The following is a 26,261-nucleotide window of genomic DNA, read 5'->3' on the forward strand; positions in this document are numbered from 1 at the left end:
GCCTGACGACGCGCAGCGACCTCGACATCGCCTTCAGGAAGTAGTGAGGAAGCCCTCGGCCACCAGCTCGCGCACGGCCGGCAGGTAGGTGTCGCGCACCTCGACGGCGTCGAGGTCGAGCAGCTGCGCGAGCGCGTCCAGGATCTGGCCGACGCTGAGCTCGCCGTCGCAGGCGCCGACCAGCGCGGCCTCGACCGTGTCGGCCTGACGGGCACGGCGCAACCCACGCTGCTGGCGCAGGACCACGGCCTCCGGGTCCTCGGCGCCGGGAGCACCGACCGTCTCCTGGCGTACGTCGGAGCGCACGACCAACCGGGAGCCGAGGTCGACCCGCGCGTCGTGCGAGACCGCCCAGTCGCCGATCGCGGGGGCGATCGGCTGCTCGACGTCGTACGGCCACTCGAGGAACTCGCGGGCCGGGTCGGCGACGCCGGAGCGGCGCAGGTTGATCCACCCGAAGCCGATCGCTTCGATGCCCTGGTCCTCGAACCAGGACAGCCAGGTGTCGTAGCGGACCAGGTAGTCGGCGGAGCCGTGCAGGCCGGCGTCCTTCAGCCAGAGCTCGACGTACGACGCCGGGTCGATGACCTCGCGCTGCACCACGAACGCGTCGCAGTCGTCGGCGACCCAGGACCCGAGCCGCTCCTGCCACGACGCCCCCGCCGGGATCACCCAGTTGGCGAGGACCTGGCACCAGCCACCCTCGGTGAGGTGGTCGGGCGCGGCCCGGACGATGTCCTCGACCACGCGGTCGCCCGGCAGGCCGGAGTCGCGGTAGACGAGCCGCTCACCCGTGGCCGGGGAGATCACGAACGGCGGGTTGGTGGCGATCAGGTCGAAGCGCTCACCCGCGACCGGGTCGAAGAACGAGCCGTCGCGGACCTCGACCGGGGTGCGTACGTCGTTGAGCTCGACGTTGAACCGCGCGAGCCGCAGCGCCCGCTGGTTGACGTCGGTCGCGACGACCAGGTCGCTGTGGGCGGCGAGGTGGAGCGCCTGGACGCCGCAGCCGGTGCCGAGGTCGAGCGCCCGGCCGACCGGCTCGCGCAGGGTGAGCTGAGCCAGCGACGTGGAGGCCGAGCTGATCCCGAGCACGTGGTCGGGGCTGACCCGGCTGAGACCGCCGTCGAGTCCTGGCGTGAGGTCGCTGACCACCCAGAGGTGGTCGCGGTCGGCGGCGTACGGGCGGACGTCGAGGCGCGCCGCGACCTCGCCGACGGTCTGCTCGAGGAAGCCCTCGACGGCCAGGCGGTCGACCAGGCCCGGCAGCGCCCGCTCGGCGGCGTCGAGCGCGACCGGGGTCTGGAGCAGGAAGAGGCGGATCAGCGTCTCGACCGGGAAGCCGTCCTGGGTGATCCGCAGGGCCGGCGTGGTCTCGTTGCGCGACAGGGCCGCGTGGGCCTCCGGGCCGAGCACCTCGGCGACGCCGTCGTACGTGAAGCCCGCCATGACCAGCGCAGCCCTGAGTCGCTGCGGCAGGGTCGAGATCGTGGACGGGGTCACGAGTGCGAGCCTAGGACGGTGACGGCTGGGCGTCGCCTCCACCTGTCTAGGCCAGCGGATTCACGGCGCTTCGTGACGGGCATCACAGCGCTCATGCGGACACTCACACGCGCCGTCGGCGCAGTCGTCGTCTCGGCTCTCGTCGCCGGTGGTCTGACCTGGGGATCGTCGCTCGTGCTGCAGGCATCTGCCGCGGCCGGGGCGGGGCTGCCACCGCTCCCGGTCCCCACCATCACGCTGCCGACGATCACCCTGCCGACGCTCCCGACGGCGACGTCCTCGACCACGTCCTCGCCGACCGGGTCGCCGAGCTCGTCCCCGACCTCGGGAGCGACCACCGGGCTGCCGACGCTGCCCACGCTGCCCACCCTGCCGACGGGGACGACCTCACCCACCTCGTCGCCCGGCACGACGCCGACGGAGGTCACCGACGTCCTCACGCTCCTGAGCGGGCTGGGCCTGCCGACCCAGGCCGCGGTCGGCCAGCTGGTCACCGTCACGGCCCCGGTCTGGAGCCTGCCCGGCGTGACCACGACCTACCAGTGGCTGCGCGACGGCACCCCGATCCCCGGCGCCGGCGACCCGACGTACGTCCCGACGCTCGACGACGCGGGCCACGCGCTCGCCGTCCAGGCGACCGGAGCGCTCGCCGGCGTGCCGATGCTCGCCGTGGTCAGCAACGCGCTCAACATCCCGCTGGCCACCGAGCCGGCGCTCACGCCCGCGGGTGACATCACGGTCACCGGCAGCCGCAAGATCGGCACCACGCTCGCCCTGAGCGGCCCGACCTGGGACCCGTCCGACGCGACCAACAGCTACCAGTGGCTGCGAGACGGCGCGCCGATCGGCGGTGCCACGACCACGTCGTACGCGCTGGTCGCCGCCGACTTCGGTCACTCCGTCGCGGTCGCTGTGACCGGCCACAAGCAGGGCTACACCGACAGCACGCTCACGAGCGACCCCGTGACGCCCCTGGTCGGCGACGCGATCCAGTTCGTGATGAAGCCCCGGATCACCGGGACCGGCAAGGTCGGCAAGCTGCTCACCGCCGACCCCGGCCAGTGGACGGGCGGGGCCGAGGGCAGCGGGATGCCGACCTACACCTACCAGTGGTTCCGGGGCACCAGCCCGATCTCCGGTGCGGTCGCCCAGACCTATCAGGTCACCACCGCCGACATCGGCCGGGCGCTCGCGGTGGCCGTGACGGCGACCCGGCCGGCGTACAAGGCGGGGAAGTTCACCACGGCGTCGGTGACCGTGGCCAAGCTGGCCTCGACGGTCGGCGCGACCCTCGCGAAGAAGACCGTGGCCCAGGGGCAGAAGGCCGCGCTCACGATGGTGGTCACGGCGTCTCGCGGCGTGGTGCCGGTCGGCACGATCACGGTCTTCGACGGGAAGAAGAAGCTGAAGACGGTCGCGCTGAAGCCGGGTTCGAAGGGCCGCTCGACCCTGAAGCTGAGCGGACTCAAGCCGGGGGTCCACCAGCTCAAGGCGGTGTACGCCGGGTCGCCGACCGTCGCAGGCGCCAGCTCGAAGGTCGTGAGGCTGACGGTCGTGAAGCCGCCGAAGAAGAAGTGAAATGACGTCGACCCGCCCGAAAGTTTCGGGCGGGTCGACGTCGTCGATCGATCTCTACTGCTGGGTCGGCGCCCCGAACTGCTGCGTCGGCGCCGGGTCCGTCTCCGCGACCGGCGGCGGAGGCGGCGGCGGTGCCGACGACCCGGAGTCGTCGTCACCGAGCATGACCTCGCGCTGCTTGGAGATGTAGACCGCGACGGCGATGATCGCCACGCAGACCAGGGCGATGAGGACCCGGAGCACGTCGTGCTGGTCCTTGCCGACGCTCATCGAGACGACGGCGCTGGCGATCAGCAGCGAGACCAGGTTCATCACCTTGATGAGCGGGTTGATGGCCGGGCCGGCGGTGTCCTTGAACGGGTCGCCGACGGTGTCGCCGATGATCGTGGCCGCGTGGGCGTCCGAGCCCTTGCCGCCGTGGTTGCCGTCCTCGACCAGCTTCTTCGCGTTGTCCCAGGCACCGCCCGAGTTGGCGAGGAAGACGGCCATCAGGGTGCCGGTGCCGATCGCGCCGGCCAGGAAGCCCGCAAGTGCGGTGACGCCGAGGCCGAAGCCGACCGCGACCGGCGCCAGCACCGCCAGGATGCCCGGCGTGATCAGCTCACGCAGGGAGTCCTTGGTGACGATGTCGACGACCTTGCCGTACTCCGGACGACCGGTGCCCTCCATGATCCCGGGGATCTCCCGGAACTGGCGGCGGACCTCGTAGACGACCGCGCCCGCTGCCCGGGCCACGGCGTTGATCGCCAGACCCGAGAACATGAAGACAACGGCCGCACCGAGGAGCACGCCGACCAGGACGGCCGGGTTGAAGACCGCGAAGTCGAGCAGGTTGCTCTCCTTCGCCGACGGCTGTGCCTTGACCAGGGCCTCGGCGACCGAGGTCGCGTAGGAGCCGAACAGCGCGGTGGCTGCGAGGACCGCCGTCGCGATCGCGATGCCCTTGGTGATGGCCTTGGTCGTGTTGCCGACCGCGTCGAGCTCGGTCAGGATCTGCGCGCCCTCCGGGCTCACGTCGCCCGACATCTCCGCGATGCCCTGCGCGTTGTCGGATACCGGGCCGAAGGTGTCCATCGCGACGATGACGCCGACGGTGGTCAGCAGGCCGGTGCCGGCGAGGGCCACCGCGAAGAGCGAGACGGTCAGCGCCGCACCACCCAACAGGTAGGCCCCGAACACGGCCGCTCCGATGACCAGCGTCGTGTAGACGGCGGACTCGAAACCGACCGAGAGGCCGGAGAGGATGACCGTGGCCGCACCGGTGAGCGACGTCTTGCCGACGTCCTTGACCGGTCGGTACTCGGTGCCGGTGTAGTAGCCGGTGAGGGCCAGGATCCCGGCCGACATCACGATGCCGATCACCACCGCGCTCGAGGCGATGATCCGCGGGTCCCCGTCGAAGCGGGCGTAGAGCAGGCCGAAGTCGGCGAAGCTGCTCGGCAGGTATACGAACGACACGATCACGCTCGCCACGGCGGCGATCGCCGAGGACAGGTAGAACGACCGGTTGATGGTCGTGAGGCCGTTCTCGCCGACCCTCGGGTTCGTGAGGTAGACACCGGCGACCGCGGTCAGCGCGCCGATGGCGGGGATCAGCAGCGGGAAGACCAGGCCCTTGTCGCCGAAGACCTGCGAGCCGAGGATCAGCGCGGCGACCAGCGTCACGGCGTACGACTCGAAGAGGTCGGCCGCCATGCCGGCGCAGTCGCCGACGTTGTCGCCCACGTTGTCGGCGATCGTCGCCGCGTTGCGCGGGTCGTCCTCGGGGATGTTCTGCTCGACCTTGCCGACCAGGTCGGCACCGACGTCGGCAGCCTTGGTGAAGATGCCGCCGCCGACGCGCATGAACATGGCGAGCAGCGCGGCGCCGAAGCCGAAGCCCTCGAGCACCTTGGGCGCCTCGTCCTGGAAGCAGATCACCACGATGCTGGCGCCGAGCAGGCCGAGGCCGACGGTGAGCATGCCGACCATCGCGCCGGTCCGCAGACCGATCCGCATGGCGGGTTCGCGGCCCTGCTCGTTGGCGGCCGCAGCCACCCGCAGGTTGGCGCGCACGGCGAGGTTCATGCCGAGGTACCCCACGCTGGCGGAGAAGCCGGCGCCGACGAGGAAGAAGACGGACCGGAAGATCCGGACCGTGGCGTCATCGGCAGGTAGTGCGAGCAACGCGAAGAAGGCGATCGCCGCGAAGATGGCGAGCGTCCGGAACTGTCGCGTCAGGTAGGCGTTGGCGCCTTCCTGCACCGCTTGCGCGATGTTCTTCATGTTGTCGGTGCCTTCACCGGCGGCGAGTACCTCTTGACGGAACATCGCAGCCATCGCAAGCGCGCCCAGCGCGATCAGTGCGACGACGATGACCAGAACGAGGTTGCCTCCGGTGAGGTCCACGACTGCGGGACTGATCCCCGTCATGCGATTCCTCCTGGGAGTGATGCAGATCTCACGGACGGGCCGGAGTCTACGCATGCGCACGCCTGGGAGAGCACGGACATGTGACCCGCGCCACACGGCGAGTCGTCAGTGTGGGCAGGCAGGAGGACGCGCCGGTCCGACGGACCTACGCGTGGGAGGAGCTGCTGGGAGAGGTCAGCTGCTGGCGAGCGCGGCGTCGGCCGACTCGTGGATCACGAAGACCTTCGCGAGTCCGGTGATCCGGAAGATCTTCAGCAGCCGGTCTTGGTTGCAGACCAGCTGCAGCGAACCGTCGTGGGCGCGGACCTTCTTGAGTCCGCCGACCAGGACACCGAGGCCGGTCGAGTCCAGGAACTCGACCTCCTCCATGTCGATCACGATCTCGTAGACGCCAGCGGCCACCAGCTCGGTGATCTTGTCCCGCAGCTTGGGCGCCGTGTAGACGTCGATCTCGCCACCGACGGCAACGATGGTCTTGCCACCGGCGTCGCGCGTCGTCAGAGTCAGATCCACCTAGGTCTCCCGGAGCCGTTCGATCGGTCGGCCGGTCGTCGCGGTCTTCACCCCGACATCAGCCTGGACAATGAAACCACGCTCGCACTGTCCCGCGCACAAAGTAGCCCACAGTCTCGGCTCGTGTGCGCCCCTGGACACTACGACGTGCACCTCCCCCACCGCACGCCTGGGTCCCGCAGCGTCGGTGCGGTCGGCAAGGATGGGACGCGTGAACCCGGCACCCCCCACCCGCTCTCCGGGCGTGTCGGGCCTGGTCGACCGGCTCGCCTCGGTGCCCGGTCGGGAGGACCGGCTGCGCCACCTGGAGGTCCTGCCGCCCCGTCCGGCGGTGCTCGCGAGCTGGCCGGAGTGGGCCGACCCCGCGGTCGTCGCCGCCTTCCGTGAACGCGGCGTCGACCGGCCGTGGGCGCACCAGATCACGGCCGCGGACACGGCCCACCTCGGTCAGCACGTCGTCCTCGCGACCGGCACCGCGTCTGGCAAGAGCCTCGGCTACCAGCTGCCGGCGCTCTCCGCCATCCGCACGTCCCGAGGTCCGCGCGGGCGGCGCGGCGCGACCGTCCTCTACCTCGCGCCGACCAAGGCGCTCGCCCAGGACCAGCTCGCCGGCATCGGTTCCCTGGGTCTCGACGTCCGGGTGACCACCCACGACGGCGACAGCAGCCACGAGCAGCGCGACTGGGCCCGGGCCCACGGCGAGTACGTCCTGACCAATCCCGACATGCTCCACCGCTCGCTGCTCCCCGGCCACGCACGGTGGGCGTCCTTCCTGGGCTCGCTGCAGTACGTCGTGGTCGACGAGTGCCACCACTACCGCGGCGTCTTCGGGGCCCATGTCAGCCACGTGCTCCGCCGGCTGCGACGGGTGTGCGCGGCGTACGGCGCGACGCCGACATTCGTCCTCGCCTCCGCGACCGTCGCCGAGCCCGAGGTCGCCGCCCACCGGCTGACCGGGCTCGACGTCCTCGCGGTGACCCGGGACGGGTCGCCGCGCGGCCAGGTCGCGCTCGCGCTGTGGGAGCCGCCGTTCACGTCGTACGCCGGGGAGAACGGTGCCCCGGTGCGCCGCGCTGCCTCCTCGGAGACCGCCGACCTGCTCGCCGACCTGGTCGCCGAGGACGTCCGCACGCTGGCGTTCATCCGCTCGCGGCGTGGCGCCGAGCAGGTCGCGATGACCACCGCCGAGCTGCTGGCGGAGGTCGACCCGTCCCTGCCGGGGCGGGTGGCGTCCTACCGCGGTGGCTACCTGCCCGAGGAACGCCGCGCGATCGAGGAGCAGCTCCGGCGCGGCGAGCTGATCGGGCTGGCAGCGACCAACGCGCTCGAGCTCGGCATCGACATCAGCGGGCTCGACGCGGTGCTGATGGCGGGCTTCCCGGGCACCCGTGCCGCGTTCTGGCAGCAGATCGGCCGCGCCGGCCGCTCGGGCGGCGATGCCCTCGGCATCCTGGTCGCGCGCGACGACCCGCTCGACACCTACCTCGTGACCCACCCCGAGGCGCTGCTCGGCAAGCCGGTCGAGGCGACCGTCTTCGACCCGTCCAACCCGCACGTGCTCGGTCCGCACCTCTGCGCCGCCGCCCAGGAGCTGCCGCTCACCGACGCCGACCTGCCGCTCTTCGGGCCCACGGCGCGTGAGGTGGTCGACGCGCTGACCGAGGGTGGCCTGCTCCGGCGCCGGCCGCGCGGGTGGTTCTGGACCGACCGCGGTCGAGCCAGCGATCTCGCCGACATCCGCTCGACCGGGGGCGCACCGGTCCAGCTCGTCGAGGCGGACACCGGCCGCGTGATCGGCACGGTCGATGCGTCCAGCGCCCACGGGACGGCCCACCAGGGAGCCGTCTACGTCCACCGCGGCGACACCTGGCTGGTCCAGTCGCTCGACCTCGACGAGCACGTGGCGGTGATCGCCCGGGCCGAGCCCGACTACTCGACGACCGCCCGGGAGATCACGGACATCTCGATCGCGCAGGAGCGTGAGCATGCCCGGTGGGGCGACTGCCGGCTGTCGCTCGGCGAGGTCGAGGTGACCCACCAGGTGGTGTCCTACCTCCGCCGTCGACAGCCCGGAGGAGAGGTGCTCGGCGAGGAGCCGCTCGACCTCCCCGAACGCACCCTGCGCACCACCGCGGTGTGGTGGACCGTGCCCGACCACGTCCTGGCCGAGGCCGGCTTCGCCACCGCCGACCTCCCCGGCGCGGCGCACGCCGCCGAGCACTGCTCGATCGGGCTGCTGCCGCTCTTCGCCACCTGCGACCGCTGGGACATCGGCGGCGTCTCGACCGCCCGGCACGCCGACACCGGCGTGCTCACTGTCTTCGTCTACGACGGCCACCCGGGAGGCGCGGGGTTCTCCGAGCGCGGCTTCCGGGCCGCCCGCGAGTGGCTCACCGCCACCCGCGACACGATCGACTCCTGCGCCTGCGACGACGGCTGCCCGTCGTGCATCCAGTCGCCCAAGTGCGGCAACCAGAACAACCCGCTCGACAAGGCAGGCGCGGTCGGCCTGCTCGACCTGCTGCTCGGCGCGCCCTAGGGTTCCGACATGGTCCTGGGGTTGCTTCTCATGCTGGTCGGTGCGCTCGCCGTCGTCGCGGCGGTCTTCACCTCGCACGGCAGCGCGGAGCTGCTCGGTGTCGACACCAGCGCGTTGGCGCTCTACCTCATCGGTCTGGGCAGCGGCGTCGCGATCCTGTGGGGCTTCAGCCTCACGAAGTGGGGCACGAAGCGGAACCTGCGCCAGCGTCGCGAGTCCAAGCGGCTCGACGACCTCTCGGAGAAGCTCGACAAGCGCGACGCCCACGAGCGCGAGGACAACCAGGAGAACGGCGACCGCTCCCTCTAGGCCGGGCCTGCTCGCGCCTCCGCGGCCAGGTCGGCGACCTGGCCCAGCCAGTGCGGTCCCTCGACCTGCACGGTGACCCTCGCCTCGCGACCGTCCACCGCACAGGTGACCAGCCGCGCCTCGTTGGCGGCGGCGACCGCCGCACCGACAGCGCACGGGTCACTCCCGGAGCCGACGGCGTCGGCGACCGCCAGCGCCGCCAGGTCGGCCGCGGACTGGGCGCTCCGGTGGGCGTGCACCATCGCGGTGACGACGCCCAGCGCCGCGCCGAGCAGCAGGACGAGGCCGATGCAGGCGATCGCGAAAGGCACCGCGGAGCCGCGCTCCCCACGCGGGGTCATGGGCCGGAGTCCTCGGTCGCGGCCACCGCTCGCGCGGAGACCGTCACCCCGGGGAGCGCCCCGAAGAGGCCGCCCGGACCCGTGACCCGCCCGGTCACGACTGCGGTGACCCGACCGCCGGCGTCGGAGACGGTCACCCGGCTCCCGGGTGGTGCGACCTGCTCGCCGCGAGCGACGGCCGCGGAGGTGTCGTCCCCCCGCGCGACCGCCCGTGCGGTCTCCCGGGCTGCGTCGACCGCGCGGACCTGGGCCGCCCCGACCGCGAGCAGCCAGACGAGCCCGATCGTGACGGCGATGAGCAGGGGGAGCACCATCGCCAGCTCGGCGGTCGCGGCACCACGCTGGTCGCGGCGGCGAGCAGGTCGCGGGCTCACCCGATGCCCAGGAGCCCGAGGACGTGGTCGAAGAGCGTCTTGAGCAGCTGGTCGCCGAAGCCGCCGGTCAGCAGCTTGTAGAGCAGACCGGCCAGGCCGGCGCCGGCTGCCGTCCCGACGGCGTACTCCGCGGTCGTGATGCCGCGCTCGTCGCGGGCCGTCCGAGCGATCCGGCGGGACTGGTGAAGCGTTCGCAGTGACATGGGTCCTCCTGGTTGCCGGCCGCCCGATGCGGCCCGTCGGCGACGACCCTCGGCGATCTCGCAGCGACGCGCAGGTCCGGTCTCCGTCGCTGTGGATCCCTGTGCAGCAAGGGGATCCGGTGGATGGTTGGTGGGCCGACGTGCCTAGAGGTCGAGGCTGGCGAGCAGGGCCACGACGAGCGGCACGATGCCGATCAGGACGAAGGCCGGGAGCAGGCACAGACCGAGGGGTACGGCGGCCTTGACGCCGACCGCTCGCGCGCGTTCCTCGGTGTCGGCGCGAGCGGCGCGCTCGAGCTCGACGCCGAGCCGCTCGACGGCGGCGACGACCGGGGCTCCGGAGTGCTGGGCGCGCGCGAGGGCCCGGCCGAGCCGCCCGAGCTGCGGGTCGTCGGCGAGCGACGACCAGACCTGGACCGGGTCGAGACCCAGCGACAGCCGGGCAGCGACGACCGCCAACCGATCGGCGGCGGCGCCCGGCAGGGCAGCACAGACGAGCGCGATGCCGTCGGACGGAGCCGCACCGGCGCGCAGGGTGGCGGCGAACAGCGCGACGACGTGCGGCAGGTCGCGGCGTACGGCGTCGTGGCGGGCGCGCACGTGCGCCGGCTCGGCACGCCCGATCAGCACCCAGGCGGCCACCCCCGCGACCGCCCCCGCGACCGGGCCCGCCCGGCCCTGCACGAAGACCAGCGCGCCGGCTCCGGCCAGCAGGCACCACAGCAGCCGGTGGCGGTGCAGCCAGCCGGGTGCCTCCGTCGCGGGCGCAGCCGTCCGGGGCTCGGTGAGCACCACCCGGACCGGCACCAGCAGGGCGGCGGCGAGGGCTGCACAGCCGACCGGGATCCACGGCGTCATGCGGACTCCTCGGCGGACCGGGCGATCGCCTCGATCCACCAGAGTCCGGCGAACCCGAACGCGAGACCGCCCGCGAGGCAGGCCAACCCGGGCGGTGTGCCGAGCAGGAAGCCCCACGGATTGCCGCCGGCGCCCGAGCCCATGGCGAGGGCGAGCACCGGAAGGCCGGCCACCAGGCGCGCGGTCGCCCGGGCAGACGCGAGCTCGCCGGCCACCACGCGCCGGGTCGCTCCCGCGGCGCGCAGCGACTCCGCGACCCGGTCGACCGCTGCGGCGAGCCCGGCGCCGGTGCGGTGCGCAACCTGCCAGGCGGCCGCGACCACGCGGAGGTCGCGCGCACCGGCCAGATCGTCGGCGAGCTCACGCAGCGCCGTGGGGACGTCGGCTCCGACGCGGAACGCCTCCGCGACGGGACCCAGCGGCGGCCAGGCCGTCGCGGCCCGGTCGAGGCACTGCCCGGGCGGCTGTCCGGCGGACAGCTCGGCAGCGAGCAGCTCACAGGTCTCGAGCACCTGGGCGGAGACGGCGGCGGCCGACCGGCGCGCGAGGCGACGTCGCCACAGTGCGCCCGCCGCGACCAGAGCGCCGCCGGCCACGAGCACCAGCAGCCCGAGCCGCGGGGCCACGACCAAGGCCACGACCACCGGTCCGCTGGCCAGGGCCAGCAGGCCGACCCGGCTCGGCGGCGCACCGCCGGCACGGCCACTCCGGAGCCGCGCCGGCGGACGGACGAGGAGCGCGGCGGCGACCGCCGCGCAGGCGACGGCCACGAGCGTCATCGCGCCAGCCTCGCGGCGAGAGCCGGGCCGCCCGGACCCGGGAACGTGCGTCCGTCGGCATCGACGTCGAGTGCGGACACCATCGCGACGAGGCCGTCGGGCCGGCGTTCGGGCACCGCCACCTGACGGACCCGACGGACGCCGTCGGGTCCACGGGCGAGGTGAACGACCGCGTCGACCGCGGACGCGAGCTGGCTGTGTGCGGCCTCGCGGGCGAGCCCGGCGGCGAGCGCGAGCGCCTCGACCCGGGCCGGCACGTCGACGGCTGAGTTGGCGTGGAGGGTGCCGCAACCACCCTCGTGGCCGGTGTTGAGCGCAGCGAGGAGGTCGACCACCTCCGCTCCCCGCACCTCGCCGACGACCAGCCGGTCGGGCCGCATCCGCAGCGCCTGCCGGACCAGGGTGCGGACCGGCACCTCGCCCGCGCCCTCGATGTTGGCCGGACGGCCCTCGAGCGCGACGACGTGGGGATGGTCGGGGCGGAGCTCGCTCGCGTCCTCGACCAGGACCAGCCGCTCACCGGGATCGGCCCGGGCGAGCAGCGCGGCGAGCAGGGTCGTCTTGCCCGAGCCGGTGCCGCCGCTGACCAGGAAGGCCAGCCGCGCGGCCACGACCGCGTCGAGCAGCGTCGCCGTCTCCTCGCAGAGCGTGCCGCAGGCGACCAGCTCCTCGAGGGTGAAGGCCTGTCGCCGCGGGACGCGCAGCGACACGACGGTGCCGGGTCGAGCGAGCGGCGCCAGCACGCAGTGGAAGCGGGTGCCGTCGGGCAGCCGGAGATCGGCGTACGGCGTCGCGTCGTCGAGGCGGCGCCCACCGAGCGCGGCCAGTCGCTGCGCGAGCCGGCGCACGGCCGCCTCGTCGGGGAAGCGGACCGAGGTGAGCTCGAGGCCGGCGCCGCGATCGAGGTAGACGCGGTCGGGTCCGTTGACGAGCACGTCGGTCACCTGGGGAGTGCGCAGCAACGGCTCGAGGGGTCCCGCTCCGACGACGTCGCGGCGCAGCGTCTCGTAGACCGCGAGGACGGTCGCGTCGCCAACCGGTCGCCCGGTCTCACGCAGGGCCTCGGCCACGCGGTGCGGAGTGATCTCGCCCGGGTTGCGCGCGAGCCGGTCGCGCACGACCTCCAGGTCGGCATCGAGCGGAGACACCGTCATGCGGCCGTGGCGTGCATCAGGGCGAGCTGGTCGAGCACCTCCGTCGCCGCGCGGCCGAGCGCTCCGCGTCGGGACCGGACCGGACCGACCCCGAGGTCGATCGCCTCGGCCAGGCCGCGCTGGTCGGGCATCGTCGCGAGGACCGGGATCCGGGTCGCGCGGGTCACCGCCTGCGGGTCGATGCCGCTGCCGCGCAGCACCAGCCGGACGGCCGCGGGGTCGCGGTGACGGGCACAGATCCGGGCGGCGGACGCCACCCCAGCCACGCTCGGGACCGCCACCACGAGCAGGCGGTCGCACCGGGCGACGACCTCGTCGACCAGGGCGTCGGGCGAGCGGGGCAGGTCGACGATCACGAAGTCGTGGCCGCGCTGGGCGGCCGACAGCACCTCCCGCACTGCGAACGCCTGCAGGCTCCCGGGCAGACCTGCGTGCCAGGTCAGGGCGCCGAGCCCCTCACGTCGAGGCACGGCCTCGCGCAGCGACCGAGCGCTGAGCCGCCCCGTCGTCTGGCACAGGCCGTCCCACCGGACACCGTCGCGGTCCTCGAGGCCCAGGACCCGGTCGACACCAGGCCCCAGGGGGTCGGCGTCGATCACCACGGCCCGGCCCCGCCGCGCGGCGAGCTGCCCGAGCGCACACGCGAACGTGGTCGCGCCCGCACCGCCGCTGCCGCCGACCACCCCGATCACGAGGCCGGCCGAGCGTTGCGGGTCACCGAGATCGGTGAGTCCCTCGGTCAACCAGGCCTCCGACTCGGGCAGCCCGACCACGCTCTCCGCACCCAGGTCGACCGCGATCCGGAACATCTCGTCGGGCGCGCGCCCCCACATCACGACGTGCACGCGCTGGCGTCGGACCGGCGACACGCTCGCCAGCTCGGCGGCCACGTCGGAGCCCACGAGCACCAGCGGCGCGGCCGACCAGCCGCGGAGCGCAGCGCCGATGTCCGCGGCGAGATCGGGGGTGATCCCGGCCGCGGCGGCGAGCCGGAGGAGCTCGTCGAGGAGGGACTGGTCGCGGGTGACGAAGAGAGGTGCGGTCATGGGATCGATGGTTCCCGCAGCATCCGACGACCGCGGCTCTCGCCGACAGCCCTTGTGGACAAGGGGGTTCAAGACGTCCCTGTGGACGCCAGGTGGGCCGGGGAGACGGTCCGTCCACCTACGATGGCTCCATGGCGTCCCGCCCGACCGCGGCCTTCTTCGATCTCGACAAGACGATCATCGCCAAGTCGAGCACGCTCGCCTTCAGCAAGCCCTTCCAGGCGGGCGGCCTGATCTCCCGTCGCGCGGTGCTGCGTTCGGCGTACGCCCAGTTCGTCTACCTCGTCGGCGGCGCGGACCACGACCAGATGGAGAAGATGCGGCAGTTCATGTCGCAGCTCTGCGCCGGGTGGGACGTCGCGACGGTGCGCGAGATCGTCGCCGACACCCTCCACAACGTGGTCGACCCGATCGTGTACGACGAGGCGGTGGGCCTGATCGAGGAGCACCGCCTCGCCGGGCGCGATGTCGTCATCGTGTCGGCGTCGGGTGCCGAGGTCGTCGAGCCGATCGCCGCCATGCTGGGCGCCGACCGGGTGATCGCGACCCGGATGGAGATCGTCGACGGGGCCTACAGCGGCAACATCGAGTACTACGCGTACGCCGAGGAGAAGGCGCGGGCGATCCGCGAGCTGGCCGAGGCCGAGGGCTACGACCTCGAGGGCAGCTACGCCTACAGCGACTCGGTCACCGACGTCCCCATGCTCGAGGCGGTCGGCCACTCCCACGCGGTCAACCCCGACAAGGAGCTGCGCAGGGCCGCAGCCGCGCACGGCTGGCCGGTGCTGGTCTTCACCAAGCCGGTCGCGCTGCGCGCCCGCGTCCCGCTGCCGCCCGCCAAGCCGGCCCTCGCGGCCCTGGCCGTCGGCGGTGTCGTCGCCGTCAGCGGGGTGCTGTGGGCCAACGCCCGGAAGCGTCGCCTCGGCGCCTGATCTGGCGCGCGAGAACCCCAAAAGTCAAGGGTTGTGGGGCGCGTCGAACCGGCGTACACATGAGACAAGAACTGAAGAACCTGCACGTGAGCCGGGTACCCACGCGGCGATCTACCCTTCGTTGAGGGCGCTTGCCATCCGGGACACACCCGGGACAGCAGTTAGAATTTGCACGCTTGGTAGCCCATCAGGTCTCACGTGTCAGCGGCGGCACCCGGCCCACTTAACTCGAGATCCGGGTGCCGTTCGCATCTCCACACCAGGTTGGCTCTCGTCTACCGGGTCTCGAGACGGTTGCTGCGCGACCTCCTCAACCAGCGGGCCGGCGCAAGGGACTCGCCTCGGCTCCCGCGGCGTACGCCTCCGCGGCGTAGAGCAGCCACGACTGCACGCCGGCCTGGCCCCCGTCGCGGTAGCCGCGCAGGTTGGACTCGTACGCCGCGCGCAGGGCCAGGTGCCCCGCCTCGGGGACGACGAGCGACTTCTCGTCCACGCCCCGCGCGACCAGTACCAGCCGTTCGGCGGCGCGGGCGACCAGCCCGTTGTGGGAGGAGAACGGAGCGGCCGTGGCGAGCTCGGCGTGCACGACCGCCGCCTGGAGCAGGGCCGGTGCGGTCGTCGCCCCGGTGATCAGCTCGCCGATGCCCCGCAGGTGGCTGGCCGCGTCGCCGTCGCGCGGACGGCCACGCTGCTCGGCGGGCAGGGACACCGCGGCCAGCGCGTGGATCCGCGCCAGGGCCTGCAGGGGCGAGCGGGTCAGCGTCGGCGCCAACCCGAGCAGCTCGGTCGAGACCCGCACCGCGTCCGAAGCGACCTCGTCGCCGGCGCCGTCGCGGACCTCCGCCAGCGACGACGTCGACCCTTCGAGGACCGCGCTCGCGTGCGCGCCGCGGAGCAGGCTCTCGCCGGTCATCTCGGGGGAGGTACGCCGCAGGCCGCGGTCGCGCAGCATCACGTCGATCCCGTCGCGGGCGGCGGCGTACGCCGAGGGCACGCCCTCCAACGAGGCCAATGCCGACAAGGGATCCGTGGTCACCAGCCGAAGGCTACCCAGCAGGTAGCGTGGCCCCGATGAGTGACCAGCCCTCTCCCGCCCGTTCCTTCGGCGACGTCGCCGACGCCTACGACCGCGCGCGGCCGAGCTACCCCGCCGAGGCCGTGGCCTGGGCGCTCGGCGACCACCCGGTCACCGTCCTCGAGCTGGGAGCCGGCACCGGCAAGCTCACCGAGACCCTGGTCGCGCTCGGCCACGACGTGCACGCCACCGACCCCGACGAGCAGATGCTCGCCGTGCTGCGGGCCAAGCTGCCCGACGTACGCACCAGCTGCTCCACCGCCGAGGAGATCCCCGCACCGGACGCGTCGTACGACGTCGTGGTGGTCGCGCAGGCCTTCCACTGGTTCGACCACGAACGGGCGCTGCCCGAGATCGCGCGCGTCCTCAAGCCCGGGGGGTGGCTGGCCGTGGTCACCAACACCCGCGACGAGCGGATCCCGTGGGTGCGCAAGCTGGGTGTGCTCATCGGCAGCATGACCCAGGTCAGCAGCAGCGAGGTGCTCGGGGCGAGCACGATCTTCGGCGAGGTCGAGGAGGAGCGGTTCAAGAACTGGCAGCAGATCGATCGCACCTCGATCCAGGAGCTGGTGCTGTCGCGCTCCAACGTCGCGATGCTCGACGAGGACGGGCGCCGGGCCAAGCTGGCCGAGGTGCTCGCGTTCTACGACGACTACGGCCGCGGCATGGACGGCATGCAGCTCCCCTACGTCACCGCGTGCCGCCGAGCGGTCGTGGTCGAGCAGGTCAGGTCGGCGCCGCCGGTGACCACCGAGGAGGCCCCGGAGAAGCCGGCACCCCCGGCGGACGACATGCTGCTCATCGACTTCCGCTGACCGGCGGTCCGATCACGTGCGCCTGATCCTGGTCCGCCACGGCGAGACGCCGTCCAACGTCGCTGGCGCGCTCGACACCGCCCACCCGGGTGCGCCCCTGACGGAGCTGGGGCACCGCCAGGCGGCCGCGATCCCGCCGGTCCTGACCACCGAGCCGATCGCGGCCGTCCACGCGTCGCCGTTGCTGCGCACCCAGCTCACGGCCGCGCCGCTCGCCACCGCGCGCGGCCTCGACGTGGTCGTCACCGACGGCCTCGAGGAGATCACCGCCGGGTCGCTGGAGATGCACACCGCGGAGGAGTCCATCGAGGCGTACGCCGACACCGTGACCGCCTGGATCGCCGGCGACCTCGCGACGCGGATGCCGGGCGGCGAGGACGGTCACACGTTCTTCGACCGCTACGAGACCGCCGTACGCACACTCACCGAGCCGCACCACGACGGCGCGACCGTGGTGGTGGTGAGCCACGGCGCCGCGATCCGCACTTTCGCCTCGCGCCACGGCGGCCCGCACGACCAGCGCCTGCTCAACACCGGTGCCGTCCGTCTCGAGGGCTCCCCGCGCCGGGGGTGGGTGGTGACCGGGTGGTCCGGGGACCCGCTCGGCGGGCCGCAGCTCGCCGACCCGGCCGCGGTCGACCCGACGGGCGACCCTGACCCGGTCTAGGAGGAACGGCTTCCGCTGACCGACTCCGGCGATGTGTCACCCGTCACACAAGTGGGTACGGGATTCCCCGGCGCTCGGGCGCCACCGCTCCGGGCTCCCCTGCGCTTCCTGGTAGGCGCAGGACGACTCGCGAACGGAGCAGGCGATGAGCACCGACCAGTCCCCGACCACCACGACCCCAGCGACTCCCGGCAGTCACCTGGCCGACCCGGCACCCCTCGGTCTCGCGGCTTTCGCCCTGACGACCTTCGTGCTGAGCTTCGTCAACACCGGGCTGTTCAAAGCCGAACCAGTCGTCTTCGGACTCGCGCTCGCGTACGGCGGCGCAGCCCAGTTCGCCGCCGGCATGTGGGAGTTCGCCAAGGGCAACACATTCGGCGCGACGGCGTTCACGTCGTACGGCGCGTTCTGGATCTCCTTCTGGTACCTCACCGGGCACACCGATCTCAGCGGGGTGAAGCCCGACGACCTGAGCAACGGCCTGGGCCTGTTCCTCCTCGCATGGTGCATCTTCACGGCCTACATGACCATCGGGGCACTGCGCCTCAGCGGCGCCCTGACCGCGGTGTTCGCGCTGCTGACGCTCACCTTCCTCTTCCTGTCGCTGGGCGACTTCGCGACCTCCGACGGGCTCACCCACATCGGCGGCTGGCTCGGTCTCGCGACGGCGGCGGCCGCGTGGTACGCCTCGCTCGCCGGTGTCACGGCCTTCACCCACAAGCGCCCGGTGTTCCCGGTCGGGCAGCGCTGACTAGTGTGGCGAGTGCCACTCGTTCCTCGACCCAGGAGTGATTCATCGTGAGCGAAGAGACGCTGTCCAACCTCCTCAAGGAGGACCGGCGGTTCGAGCCGCCGGCCGAGATCGCCGACCACGCCAACCTCAAGGCCGAGGCCTACGAGCGGGCTGCCGCCGACCCGGAGGCGTTCTGGGCCGAGCAGGCCGAGCGGCTCGACTGGGACCAGAAGTGGGACCGGGTCCTCGACTGGGACGACCCGCCGTTCGCGAAGTGGTTCGTCGGCGGTCGCCTCAACGCGTCGTACAACTGCGTCGACCGGCACGTCGAGGCCGGCCGTGGTGACAAGGTCGCGCTGCACTGGGTCGGTGAGCCGGTCGAGGACAAGCGCGACATCACCTACGCGCAGCTCAAGGACGAGGTCTCGCAGGCCGCCAACGCGCTGACGGAGCTCGGGGTGCAGACCGGCGACCGGGTCGCGATCTACCTGCCGATGATCCCCGAGGCCGTCGTCGCGATGCTGGCCTGCGCGCGGATCGGCGCTCCCCACACCGTGATCTTCGGCGGGTTCTCCTCCGAGGCGCTCTCGTCACGGCTGGTCGACTGCCAGGCCAAGGTCGTGATCACCTCCGACGGCGGCTACCGGCGCGGCTCCGCGGCCGCCCTGAAGCCGGCGGTCGACGAGGCGCGCGAGAAGAGCGCGGCCCAGGGCCACACGGTCGACAAGGTCCTCGTCGTACGCCGGACCGGGCAGGACGTCGCGTGGGACGACTCGGTCGACGTGTGGTGGCACGACGCCGTCGCCAACGCGTCGACCGACCACACCCCCGAGTTCTTCGACGCCGAGCACCCGCTCTACGTCATGTACACCTCCGGCACGACCGGCAAGCCCAAGGGCATCCTGCACACGACGGGCGGCTACCTGGTCGGTACGTCGTACACGCACTGGGCGGTCTTCGACCTCAAGCCCGAGACCGACGTCTACTGGTGCTCGGCCGACATCGGCTGGGTCACCGGCCACTCGTACATGGTCTACGGACCGCTCGCCAACGGCGCGACCCAGGTGATGTACGAAGGTGTCCCGGACAGCCCCGAGCGCGGGCGTTGGTGGCAGATCATCGAGGACTACCAGGTCACCATCTTCTACACCGCGCCGACCGCGATCCGGTCCTTCATGAAGCAGGGCCGCGAGATCCCGGACCGCTTCGACATGTCGTCGTTGCGGATCCTCGGATCGGTCGGTGAGCCGATCAACCCCGAGGCCTACGTCTGGTACCGCCACGTCATCGGCGGCGACCGCACCCCGGTCGTCGACACCTGGTGGCAGACCGAGACGGGCGCGATCATGATCAGCCCGCTGCCCGGGGTGACCGCCGGCAAGCCGGGCTCGGCCATGACGCCCATCCCGGGCGTGGCGGCCGAGGTCGTCACCGAGCAGGGCGAGGCGGTGCCCAACGGCTCGGGCGGCTACCTCGTGCTGACCAAGCCGTGGCCGTCGATGCTGCGCACCATCTGGGGCGACGACGAGCGCTTCAAGGACACCTACTGGTCGCGCTTCGCCGAGGAGGGCTTCTACTTCGCGGGCGACGGGGCGAAGAAGGACGACGACGGCGACATCTGGGTGCTCGGCCGGGTCGACGACGTCATGAACGTCTCGGGCCACCGCCTCTCCACCACCGAGATCGAGTCGGCGCTCGTGTCCCACCCGAAGGTCGCGGAGGCCGCGGTCGTCGGCGCCAAGGACGAGGACACCGGCCAGGCCGTCTGCGCCTTCGTGATCCTGCGCGAGGAGGCCGGCGACGGGGGCGAGGACATCGTCAAGGAGCTGCGCGACCACGTCCGCAAGGAGATCGGCCCGATCGCGACGCCGCGGCAGATCATGATCGTCCCCGAGCTCCCGAAGACCCGCTCCGGCAAGATCATGCGGCGCCTGCTCAAGGACGTCGCCGAGCACCGCGAGGTCGGTGACGTCACGACCCTGGCCGACTCCACGGTCATGGACCTGATCAAGGACAAGGAGAGCTCGGGCTCCGGCGAGGACTGAGACTCTTTACTTCCCGGGACGCCCCACGCGGGGCGTCCCGGGTGTCTGATGTGCGCATGGACCGTTTCCGTAGCCTCGCCAGCGCGGCCTTCGTCCTGGCCGCCACCGTCGCCGCGCTCCCTGCCAGCGCCACCGCTGCTCCCGCCGAGCCGCAGACCCGCGTCATCGCCGACTGCGTCCACCGCAAGGTCGAGCCGCGCACCGTCGTACCCTTCTGCGCCGACGGCAACGTGTGGGCGGTCATCAAGCGCTACGGGTCGTGGGGCCACCAGGTGGCGTGGGGCAGCGGCCGGCTGCACATGAACGACTGCGACCCCAGCTGCTCCGCGGGCACGGTCCACTCCTACCAGGCGACCTTCCGTCTCTACCGGGTCGTCGAGACCAGGAGCGGCCCGATGTTCACCCGCCTCGGGGTGACCTACGTGAAGGGCGGCGAGCAGAAGAACGTCCACTACTCGCTCCCGAAGAACCCGCTCTGACCCTGCTTGTAGGCTCTCCTCCGGTGCGCCGGGAAGTCTGGTCGGCATTCTTTCGTCGACCCCGAGGAGCGCACGTTGAGCCTGCCGAAGCACCAGAGCCGGCTCTTCGCCCGTGGCTCCTGGCTCGAGACGTCACGGACCGCCGAGATCCTGCGCGCGGAGACGACCGGCGGTCTGCTGCTGATCATGGCCGCCGGGACCGCGCTGGTCTGGGCGAACAGCCCGTGGCGCGACGCCTACTTCACGCTGCGCGACACCGTCGTCGGACCCCATGCCCTCCACCTGGACCTGTCGATCGGTGGATGGGCGGCCGACGGCCTGCTCGCCATCTTCTTCTTCGTGGCCGGTCTCGAGCTCAAGCGTGAGTTCGTCGCCGGCGACCTGCGCGACCCGCGACGGGCGGCGTTGCCGGTCGCCGCTGCGGTCGGCGGCATGGCGATGCCGGCGGTCATCTTCGTGGTGTGGAACCTCGGCACCGACAACCTGATCGGCTGGGCGGTCCCGACCGCGACGGACATCGCCTTCGCCCTCGCGATCCTCGCCGTGATCAGCACGCACCTGCCCGCGGGGCTGCGCACCTTCCTACTCACGCTGGCCGTGGTCGACGACCTCCTCGCGATCACCATCATCGCGATCTTCTACACCGAGGACGTCGACCTCCCCTACCTGCTGCTCGCACTGGTGCCGATCGCGGCGTTCGGGTTCCTGGCGCAGCGCCGCATCTACCGCGCCTGGCTGCTGCTGCCCCTGGCCCTCGTGGCGTGGGACCTGGTGCACGCCTCCGGTGTGCACGCGACGGTCGCTGGTGTGCTGCTGGCCTTCACGGTCCCCGTACGGCGTGCCGACGGTGAGCCGGGGCCTGGCCTCGCCGAGCACCTCGAGCACCTGGTCCGGCCGATCTCTGCCGGCTTCGCCGTACCCGTCTTCGCGTTCTTCGCCGCCGGCGTGTACGTCGGGGGGCTGGACGGGCTGGGCGACGCGCTGAGCGACAAGATCGCGCTCGGCATCATCTGCGGCCTGGTGCTCGGCAAGACGATCGGCATCACCGGGTCGACCTGGCTGCTCGCGACCTTCACCCACGCCGACCTCGACGACGAGCTGAGCTGGGTGGACGTGGTCGGCCTGTCGATCCTGGCCGGGGTCGGCTTCACGGTCTCGCTGCTGATCGGCGAGCTCGCCTTCGGCACCGGCACGACCGCCGACGACCACGCCAAGGTGGGCGTGCTGGTCGGCTCGCTGGTGGCGGCGCTGCTGGCGACCGTCGTGCTGCGACTGCGCAACCGGGACTACCGCCGGATCCGCGAGGTCGAGGAGCGTGACGACGACCAGGACGGGGTACCGGACGTCTACGGCCGCGGCGACAGCCCGGGCTGACGATTCTGTAGGGTGGCGCGCATGTCGAGCAACCAGGTCCGAGACGAAGATCCCACCATCGGCCGCCTGGTCAGTGACGCGAGCCGTGACCTGTCGAGCCTGGTCCAGAAGGAGATCCAGCTCGCGAAGTCCGAGCTGAAGGTCAGCGTCCGGGCCGGCGGCGTCGGCATCGGCCTGTTCGCCGGTGCGGCCTTCATCCTGGTCCTCGCGATCATCATGCTCTCGGTCTCGATCGCCTACTTCATCAACTGGAACGGTGAGGGCCTCGCCCTGCACTGGGCGTTCCTGATCGTCTTCGGCTTCTACGTGCTGCTCGCCGCCCTGATGGTCTACATCGGCATCCGCAAGGTGAAGCAGGTCCGCGCGCCCGAGCGGGCGATCGAGCAGGGCAAGGCCATCCCGCCGGCCCTCAAGGGCAAGCACGCGAGCTAGCCGCGCTCAGCGACGCCTGCTTCTCGGCTCACGGGATCTCGACGCGCGGTCGCGGCTTCGCCGATCTCACCCGGCGCAGTCGCCCGTGTCGACCTGGTCGGAGCTGGTCACGCCCGCTGCGGCGCTGGCCCGGACCTGGTCGGCCGTCAGCGCGTAGCCCGTCTCGCGGTCGGTGACCGACGCGGCGAACACGACGCCGGCGACGTCGCCCGCCGAGGTGAGCAGCGGGCCACCGGAGTTGCCCGGCCGGATCAGGCCACGCAGCGAGAACACCTCGCGGATCACCGCGCCGTCGCCGTAGATGTTGGGCGACCGGAGCCGCTGCTCCGAGCGGATCCGGGCCGGCTGCACGTCGTACGGGCCGTCCTCGGGGTAGCCCAGGACCGCGACCCCGTCGGGCGCCTTGGCCGTCAGGTCGAACTGGAGGGTGGGGCTGTCACCGCTGTCGAAGGACAGCACGGCGACGTCGATGTCGGGGTTGTAGTAGACGACCTCGGCCGGGACCGAGCTGTCGCCGACGATGATCTCGGGGTCCTCGACGCCGGCGACGACGTGGGCGTTGGTCATCAGCCGGTTGTCGGCGTACAGGAAGCCCGAGCCCTCGACCCCCCTGCCGCAGGAGTTGCTGCCGCGGACCTTCATCACGCTCGCGGCCGCGCGCTCGACGTCGGGATCGTGCAGGAGTCGCTTGGGTCCCGGGCCGACCTCGACGATCCGCTCGGGCGCGAACGGCTCGAGGTAGCGCGGGAAGAAGCTGGTGCCGACCACGTCGTTGAAGGCCTGCAGGGCGCCTCCGGCGGAGGCGGGCATCGCCTCGTTGACGTGGGCCAGCACGGTCGAGTTGCGCACCAGCGGGGTGATGCCGCCGATGCGCGAGCCGGAGACCGCGACGCCGAGCGCCCAGGCGACGATCAGCACGGCGAGGGCACTGAGCGCGGCACCGCCGACCGCGTCGAGGGCGCGGACCGGCTGCCAGGTGATCTTCTCGCGGATCCGGGAGCCGGCGAACTGGAAGACCGCCTGCCCGAGCGACGCGGCGAGGATCACGATGAAGAGGGCACCGAGCGAGACGAGCAGCGACGGGTTGGCGTCGCCGAGCGCGATCGGCGCCAGCCACACGCCGAAGAGACCACCGAGCAGCAGCCCGGTGGTCGCGAAGACACCGGTGATGAAGCCCTGCCAGTAGCCCGAGAGGGCGTAGGCGAGGACGAGGACGACGAGCAGCCAGTCGAGGAGGTTCACGTGTCGTCCTCGATGTCGAGCAGGTCGCCGCGGGGCCGGCGCTCCGCGCCGGAGAACATGTAGGCCGGCAGGTCGCGGACCCGCGACTCGTCCCAGGGCTTCGACCAGCCGAGGAAGTCGAGCAGGCGGGCGATGATGCCGCCGGTGAAGCCCCACAGGATCACGTCGCGATCGGGCCCGATCAGGAACCCGGGGCTGCGGTAGGCACCACCGGGCAGCTCGACGGTGACCCGGTTGTCCGGGTCGATCAGGTCGGCGAGAGCGACGTGGTGGATGGCGTGGACCTCCGCACGGCTCACGACCGACACGTCCGCGGGCTCGCGCCACCAGCCGAGCACCGGGGTGACCGCGAAGTTGGACGGCGGCAGCCAGAGCTCGGGCAACCGGCCGAACACCTCGACCGAGCCCGGCTCGACACCGACCTCTTCCTCCGCCTCACGCAGCGCAGCCTCGACCACGTCCTCGCCCTCGTCCAGCGACCCGCCGGGGAAGGAGACCTGTCCCGGGTGGGAACGCATGTCGTGAGCGCGCTCGGTGAGCAGCAGCTCACCCCCGTTCGGGCCCTCGCCGAAGAGCATCAGGACGGCGCCCGGGCGCGCGTCGCCGCCCGGCGGAGGCGTGAAGCGGGTCAGGTCGTCGGCGCGGATGTCGCGGGCCGCCTGCTCGACCGGCTGCAGCCAGTCGGGGATCACAGATCGGTCCCGAGGTGCTCGTTGACCAGGCCGACCAGCTCGTCGTACGACGCCACGCCGCCGAACTTGCGGAAGGTGGCGTCGCCGTCGGCGTCGATGAACATGAGGTAGGGGTAGCCGCGGATGATCGGGAAGGGGTCCTGCGCGCTCAGGTCGCCGCCGGGGTCGGCGAGCAGGGGGTAGGTGACCCCGAGCTTCTTCGCGAACTCCAGCGCCGCCTGCGGCTGCACGTCTGTCGAGTCGATGCCGATGACCGGCACCTGGTCGCCGTACTTCTCGCTGAACTCCTGCAGCGCCGGCATCTCCTTGAGGCAGGGCTTGCAGAAGGACTGCCACAGGTTGACGACCATCGGGCCCTGGAGGGTCGAGAGATCCACGTCGGGACCGCCGCCGAGGCAGGGCAGGGTGACGTCGGGCAGCCCGCCGTCGGTGGCCGTGCCGGGCCGGCAGTCGTCGATGCCGGCGGCCTTCTTGATCTCGCGGAGCGCGGGGGTGTCGACGTCGACCTTCGCCTCGCCGGGGGACGAGACCGGGTCGGAGGTGCAGCCGGACAGGACCAGCAGGGCCACGGCGAGCGCGGCCGGAAGCAGACGCCTCATGCTCTGCCCTCGGTCTTCACCAGCTTGGCCGCGGCCTCGGGGTCGGTCGGCCCCTCGCCGTACGACGGGCACCACTTCGCGACGGGGCAGGCGCCGCACGCGGGCTTCTGCGCGTGGCAGACGCGGCGGCCGTGCCAGATCAGGTGGTGACTGAGCATCGTCCAGTCGCGCTTCTCGAAGAGGGCGCCGACGGCGTGCTCGACCTTGACCGGGTCGGTCTCCTCGGTCCAGCGGAAGCGGCGCGAGAGCCGGCCGAAGTGGGTGTCGACGGTGATGCCGGGGATGTCGAAGGCGTTGCCGAGGACGACGTTGGCGGTCTTGCGGCCGACGCCCGGGAGCTTGACCAGGTCGTCGAGACGGGGCGGCACCTGCCCGCCGTGGTCGGCGACCAGAGCGGCGCTGAGCTTGAGCAGCGACTCGGTCTTGGCGCGGAAGAAGCCGAGCGGACCGATGATGCCCTCGAGCGTGGCGCGGTCGGCGGCGGCCATCGCCGGGGCGTCGGGATAGGCGGCGAAGAGCGTGGGCCGGACCGCGTTGACCCGCTTGTCGGTGGTCTGGGCCGACAGGACGGTCACGACGAGCAGCTGGAACGGGTCGTCGAAGTCGAGCTCGCAGCGCGCATCGGGGTAGGTCTCACCGAGCATCCGGTCGATCTTGCGAGCGCGACGGACGAGCCCGGTGCGGGTCTCCCCGGTGGTGGACCCGGTCGTGGACGCGTCTGGCACGGGCCAAGAGTACGGCGGCTCACCGACACCACCGATTCGGTGTCCGGGGCGACTTGTCGGAGCGTCGTGGGACCTGATGGTGCCTGTGACCTTTCCCACTGGTTAGGATCAGCGCGGAACCCGTGTGCGTGCGGGGACATCTCACGAGGAGGATCCGTGGACAACGACGTACTCCGTCAGGCGCCGCTGTTCAGCGCGCTCGACGACGAAGCGGCCACCGCACTGCGCGCCTCGATGGCCGAGTCGCGGATGCGCCGCGGGGACGTGCTGTTCCACGAGGGCGACTCCGGCGACAAGCTCTACATCGTCCTCGACGGCAAGGTGAAGCTCGGCCGGACCTCGTCCGACGGCCGCGAGAACCTGCTCGCCATCCTCGGCCCCGGCCAGATGTTCGGTGAGCTCTCGCTCTTCGACCCGGGCCCGCGCTCGGCGACGGTGACCGCGGTGACCGACGTGACGTTCGCGTCGCTCTCCCACGAGGACCTGCTGCGCTGGCTCGAGGGCCGCCCGGTCGTCGCCCGCGGCCTGCTCACCCAGCTCGCCGGCCGGCTCCGCAAGGCCAACGACGTGGTCGCCGACCTGGTGTTCTCCGACGTGCCCGGCCGCGTCGCCAAGGCGCTGCTCGACCTCGCCGACCGCTTCGGCCGCACCGCCGACGACGGCGTCCACGTCCACCACGACCTCACCCAGGAGGAGCTCGCCCAGCTGGTCGGCGCCTCCCGCGAGACGGTCAACAAGGCGCTCGCCGACTTCGCGTCGCGCGGCTGGCTGCGCCTCGAGCCCCGCTCGGTCGTGATCATGGACGTCGAACGACTCTCCCGCCGCGCCCGCTAGGTCGAATC

General features: G+C 72.2%; 27 protein-coding genes. 12 read left to right on the forward strand and 15 right to left on the reverse strand.

What is annotated here, in order from left to right:
• Positions 1–33: 33 nt before the first annotated feature.
• Complete coding sequence (locus tag ABLE68_RS06285; protein ID WP_348870458.1) at positions 34–1,503, reverse strand: DUF7059 domain-containing protein; 1,470 nt, start codon at positions 1,501–1,503, stop codon at positions 34–36.
• Between the two features lie 93 nt (positions 1,504–1,596).
• Between ABLE68_RS06285 and ABLE68_RS06290 the strand changes: the two genes are divergently transcribed.
• The gene (locus ABLE68_RS06290) at positions 1,597–3,081 is read left to right on the forward strand and encodes an Ig-like domain repeat protein (protein ID WP_348870459.1); all 1,485 of its coding nucleotides are present in this window, start codon (positions 1,597–1,599) and stop codon (positions 3,079–3,081) included.
• 54 nt (positions 3,082–3,135) lie between these two features.
• Here the strand turns inward: ABLE68_RS06290 and ABLE68_RS06295 are convergent, their stop codons facing one another.
• Both ABLE68_RS06295 and ABLE68_RS06300 read right to left on the reverse strand, forming a co-directional pair.
• Positions 3,136–5,493: a sodium-translocating pyrophosphatase gene (locus tag ABLE68_RS06295; RefSeq protein WP_348870460.1), complete on the reverse strand. Its 2,358-nt coding sequence runs from the start codon at positions 5,491–5,493 to the stop codon at positions 3,136–3,138.
• A gap of 174 nt (positions 5,494–5,667) precedes the next feature.
• Complete coding sequence (locus tag ABLE68_RS06300; RefSeq protein ID WP_348870461.1) at positions 5,668–6,006, reverse strand: STAS domain-containing protein; 339 nt, start codon at positions 6,004–6,006, stop codon at positions 5,668–5,670.
• A 211-nt stretch (positions 6,007–6,217) separates the two neighbouring features.
• Between ABLE68_RS06300 and ABLE68_RS06305 the strand changes: the two genes are divergently transcribed.
• Both ABLE68_RS06305 and ABLE68_RS06310 read left to right on the forward strand, forming a co-directional pair.
• Positions 6,218–8,545, forward strand: a complete 2,328-nt coding sequence (locus ABLE68_RS06305; RefSeq protein WP_348870462.1) for a DEAD/DEAH box helicase — start codon at positions 6,218–6,220, stop codon at positions 8,543–8,545.
• A gap of 9 nt (positions 8,546–8,554) precedes the next feature.
• A complete protein-coding gene (locus ABLE68_RS06310) occupies positions 8,555–8,854 on the forward strand; it encodes a hypothetical protein (RefSeq protein ID WP_348870463.1) in 300 nt (99 codons plus the stop codon).
• Here ABLE68_RS06310 and ABLE68_RS06315 read toward each other — a convergent pair.
• The 7 genes from ABLE68_RS06315 to ssd all read right to left on the reverse strand — a co-directional run bounded on the left by ABLE68_RS06315 (position 8,851) and on the right by ssd (position 13,609).
• Positions 8,851–9,195: an Rv3654c family TadE-like protein gene (locus ABLE68_RS06315; RefSeq protein WP_348870464.1), complete on the reverse strand. Its 345-nt coding sequence runs from the start codon at positions 9,193–9,195 to the stop codon at positions 8,851–8,853. The two genes, ABLE68_RS06310 and ABLE68_RS06315, sit on opposite strands and share 4 nt — an antisense overlap.
• The gene (locus tag ABLE68_RS06320; RefSeq protein WP_348870465.1) at positions 9,192–9,569 is read right to left on the reverse strand and encodes a TadE family type IV pilus minor pilin; all 378 of its coding nucleotides are present in this window, start codon (positions 9,567–9,569) and stop codon (positions 9,192–9,194) included. Before ABLE68_RS06320 ends, ABLE68_RS06315 begins: the two co-directional genes overlap by 4 nt.
• Positions 9,566–9,772 carry a DUF4244 domain-containing protein gene (locus tag ABLE68_RS06325; RefSeq protein WP_348870466.1) on the reverse strand — a complete coding sequence of 69 codons (207 nt, stop codon included), beginning with the start codon at positions 9,770–9,772 and terminating at the stop codon, positions 9,566–9,568. The genes ABLE68_RS06320 and ABLE68_RS06325 overlap by 4 nt, the downstream gene beginning before the upstream one ends.
• A 144-nt stretch (positions 9,773–9,916) precedes the next feature.
• On the reverse strand, positions 9,917–10,630 hold the full coding sequence (locus ABLE68_RS06330) for a type II secretion system F family protein (protein WP_348870467.1): 714 nt from the start codon (positions 10,628–10,630) through the stop codon (positions 9,917–9,919).
• Positions 10,627–11,142: a type II secretion system F family protein gene (locus tag ABLE68_RS06335; protein ID WP_425475646.1), complete on the reverse strand. Its 516-nt coding sequence runs from the start codon at positions 11,140–11,142 to the stop codon at positions 10,627–10,629. The genes ABLE68_RS06330 and ABLE68_RS06335 overlap by 4 nt, the downstream gene beginning before the upstream one ends.
• Positions 11,143–11,405: 263 nt before the next feature.
• Positions 11,406–12,563: a TadA family conjugal transfer-associated ATPase gene (locus ABLE68_RS06340; RefSeq protein WP_348870469.1), complete on the reverse strand. Its 1,158-nt coding sequence runs from the start codon at positions 12,561–12,563 to the stop codon at positions 11,406–11,408.
• Positions 12,560–13,609: a septum site-determining protein Ssd gene (ssd, locus tag ABLE68_RS06345; protein ID WP_348870470.1), complete on the reverse strand. Its 1,050-nt coding sequence runs from the start codon at positions 13,607–13,609 to the stop codon at positions 12,560–12,562. The genes ABLE68_RS06340 and ssd overlap by 4 nt, the downstream gene beginning before the upstream one ends.
• A gap of 131 nt (positions 13,610–13,740) precedes the next feature.
• Here ssd and ABLE68_RS06350 point away from each other — a divergent pair, with 131 nt between their 5' ends.
• Positions 13,741–14,541 carry an HAD family hydrolase gene (locus tag ABLE68_RS06350; protein ID WP_348870471.1) on the forward strand — a complete coding sequence of 267 codons (801 nt, stop codon included), beginning with the start codon at positions 13,741–13,743 and terminating at the stop codon, positions 14,539–14,541.
• A gap of 310 nt (positions 14,542–14,851) precedes the next feature.
• Here the strand turns inward: ABLE68_RS06350 and ABLE68_RS06355 are convergent, their stop codons facing one another.
• Positions 14,852–15,577, reverse strand: a complete 726-nt coding sequence (locus ABLE68_RS06355; RefSeq protein WP_348870472.1) for a Fic family protein — start codon at positions 15,575–15,577, stop codon at positions 14,852–14,854.
• A 35-nt stretch (positions 15,578–15,612) separates the two neighbouring features.
• On the opposite strand from ABLE68_RS06355, the gene ABLE68_RS06360 reads away from it, so the two are divergent.
• The 7 genes from ABLE68_RS06360 (at position 15,613) to ABLE68_RS06390 (ending at position 22,161) form a co-directional block, all read left to right on the forward strand.
• Positions 15,613–16,431, forward strand: coding sequence for a class I SAM-dependent methyltransferase (locus ABLE68_RS06360; RefSeq protein ID WP_348870473.1), 819 nt, complete (start codon positions 15,613–15,615; stop codon positions 16,429–16,431).
• 16 nt (positions 16,432–16,447) lie between these two features.
• Positions 16,448–17,098, forward strand: a complete 651-nt coding sequence (locus ABLE68_RS06365; protein WP_348870474.1) for a histidine phosphatase family protein — start codon at positions 16,448–16,450, stop codon at positions 17,096–17,098.
• Positions 17,099–17,243: 145 nt separating this feature from the next.
• Entirely contained in the window at positions 17,244–17,849 is a 606-nt protein-coding gene (locus ABLE68_RS06370; RefSeq protein WP_348870475.1) for an acetate uptake transporter, read from the forward strand.
• Between the two features lie 47 nt (positions 17,850–17,896).
• Positions 17,897–19,876 carry an acetate--CoA ligase gene (gene acs / locus ABLE68_RS06375; protein WP_348870476.1) on the forward strand — a complete coding sequence of 660 codons (1,980 nt, stop codon included), beginning with the start codon at positions 17,897–17,899 and terminating at the stop codon, positions 19,874–19,876.
• A gap of 56 nt (positions 19,877–19,932) precedes the next feature.
• Entirely contained in the window at positions 19,933–20,355 is a 423-nt protein-coding gene (locus ABLE68_RS06380; protein WP_348870477.1) for a hypothetical protein, read from the forward strand.
• Between the two features lie 75 nt (positions 20,356–20,430).
• Complete coding sequence (gene nhaA, locus ABLE68_RS06385; RefSeq protein ID WP_348870478.1) at positions 20,431–21,729, forward strand: Na+/H+ antiporter NhaA; 1,299 nt, start codon at positions 20,431–20,433, stop codon at positions 21,727–21,729.
• Positions 21,730–21,750: 21 nt separating this feature from the next.
• Complete coding sequence (locus tag ABLE68_RS06390) at positions 21,751–22,161, forward strand: phage holin family protein (RefSeq protein ID WP_348870479.1); 411 nt, start codon at positions 21,751–21,753, stop codon at positions 22,159–22,161.
• A gap of 66 nt (positions 22,162–22,227) precedes the next feature.
• Here the strand turns inward: ABLE68_RS06390 and ABLE68_RS06395 are convergent, their stop codons facing one another.
• From ABLE68_RS06395 to nth, 4 genes are read right to left on the reverse strand one after another with little or no spacing between them, the layout of a single operon-like run.
• Positions 22,228–23,403 carry a MarP family serine protease gene (locus ABLE68_RS06395; protein WP_348870480.1) on the reverse strand — a complete coding sequence of 392 codons (1,176 nt, stop codon included), beginning with the start codon at positions 23,401–23,403 and terminating at the stop codon, positions 22,228–22,230.
• A complete protein-coding gene (locus ABLE68_RS06400; RefSeq protein WP_348870481.1) occupies positions 23,400–24,095 on the reverse strand; it encodes an NUDIX hydrolase in 696 nt (231 codons plus the stop codon). Before ABLE68_RS06400 ends, ABLE68_RS06395 begins: the two co-directional genes overlap by 4 nt.
• Positions 24,092–24,694 carry a TlpA family protein disulfide reductase gene (locus tag ABLE68_RS06405; protein WP_348870482.1) on the reverse strand — a complete coding sequence of 201 codons (603 nt, stop codon included), beginning with the start codon at positions 24,692–24,694 and terminating at the stop codon, positions 24,092–24,094. Before ABLE68_RS06405 ends, ABLE68_RS06400 begins: the two co-directional genes overlap by 4 nt.
• Positions 24,691–25,338, reverse strand: a complete 648-nt coding sequence (gene nth, locus ABLE68_RS06410; protein ID WP_425475647.1) for an endonuclease III — start codon at positions 25,336–25,338, stop codon at positions 24,691–24,693. The genes ABLE68_RS06405 and nth overlap by 4 nt, the downstream gene beginning before the upstream one ends.
• A gap of 237 nt (positions 25,339–25,575) precedes the next feature.
• Between nth and ABLE68_RS06415 the strand changes: the two genes are divergently transcribed.
• Positions 25,576–26,253 (forward strand): Crp/Fnr family transcriptional regulator, encoded by a 678-nt coding sequence (locus ABLE68_RS06415; RefSeq protein ID WP_348870484.1) that lies wholly within the window; start codon positions 25,576–25,578, stop codon positions 26,251–26,253.
• Positions 26,254–26,261: the final 8 nt, after the last annotated feature.

The organism is Nocardioides pollutisoli (assembly GCF_040045055.1).
GTDB classification, from domain to species: domain Bacteria; phylum Actinomycetota; class Actinomycetes; order Propionibacteriales; family Nocardioidaceae; genus Nocardioides; species Nocardioides tweenelious.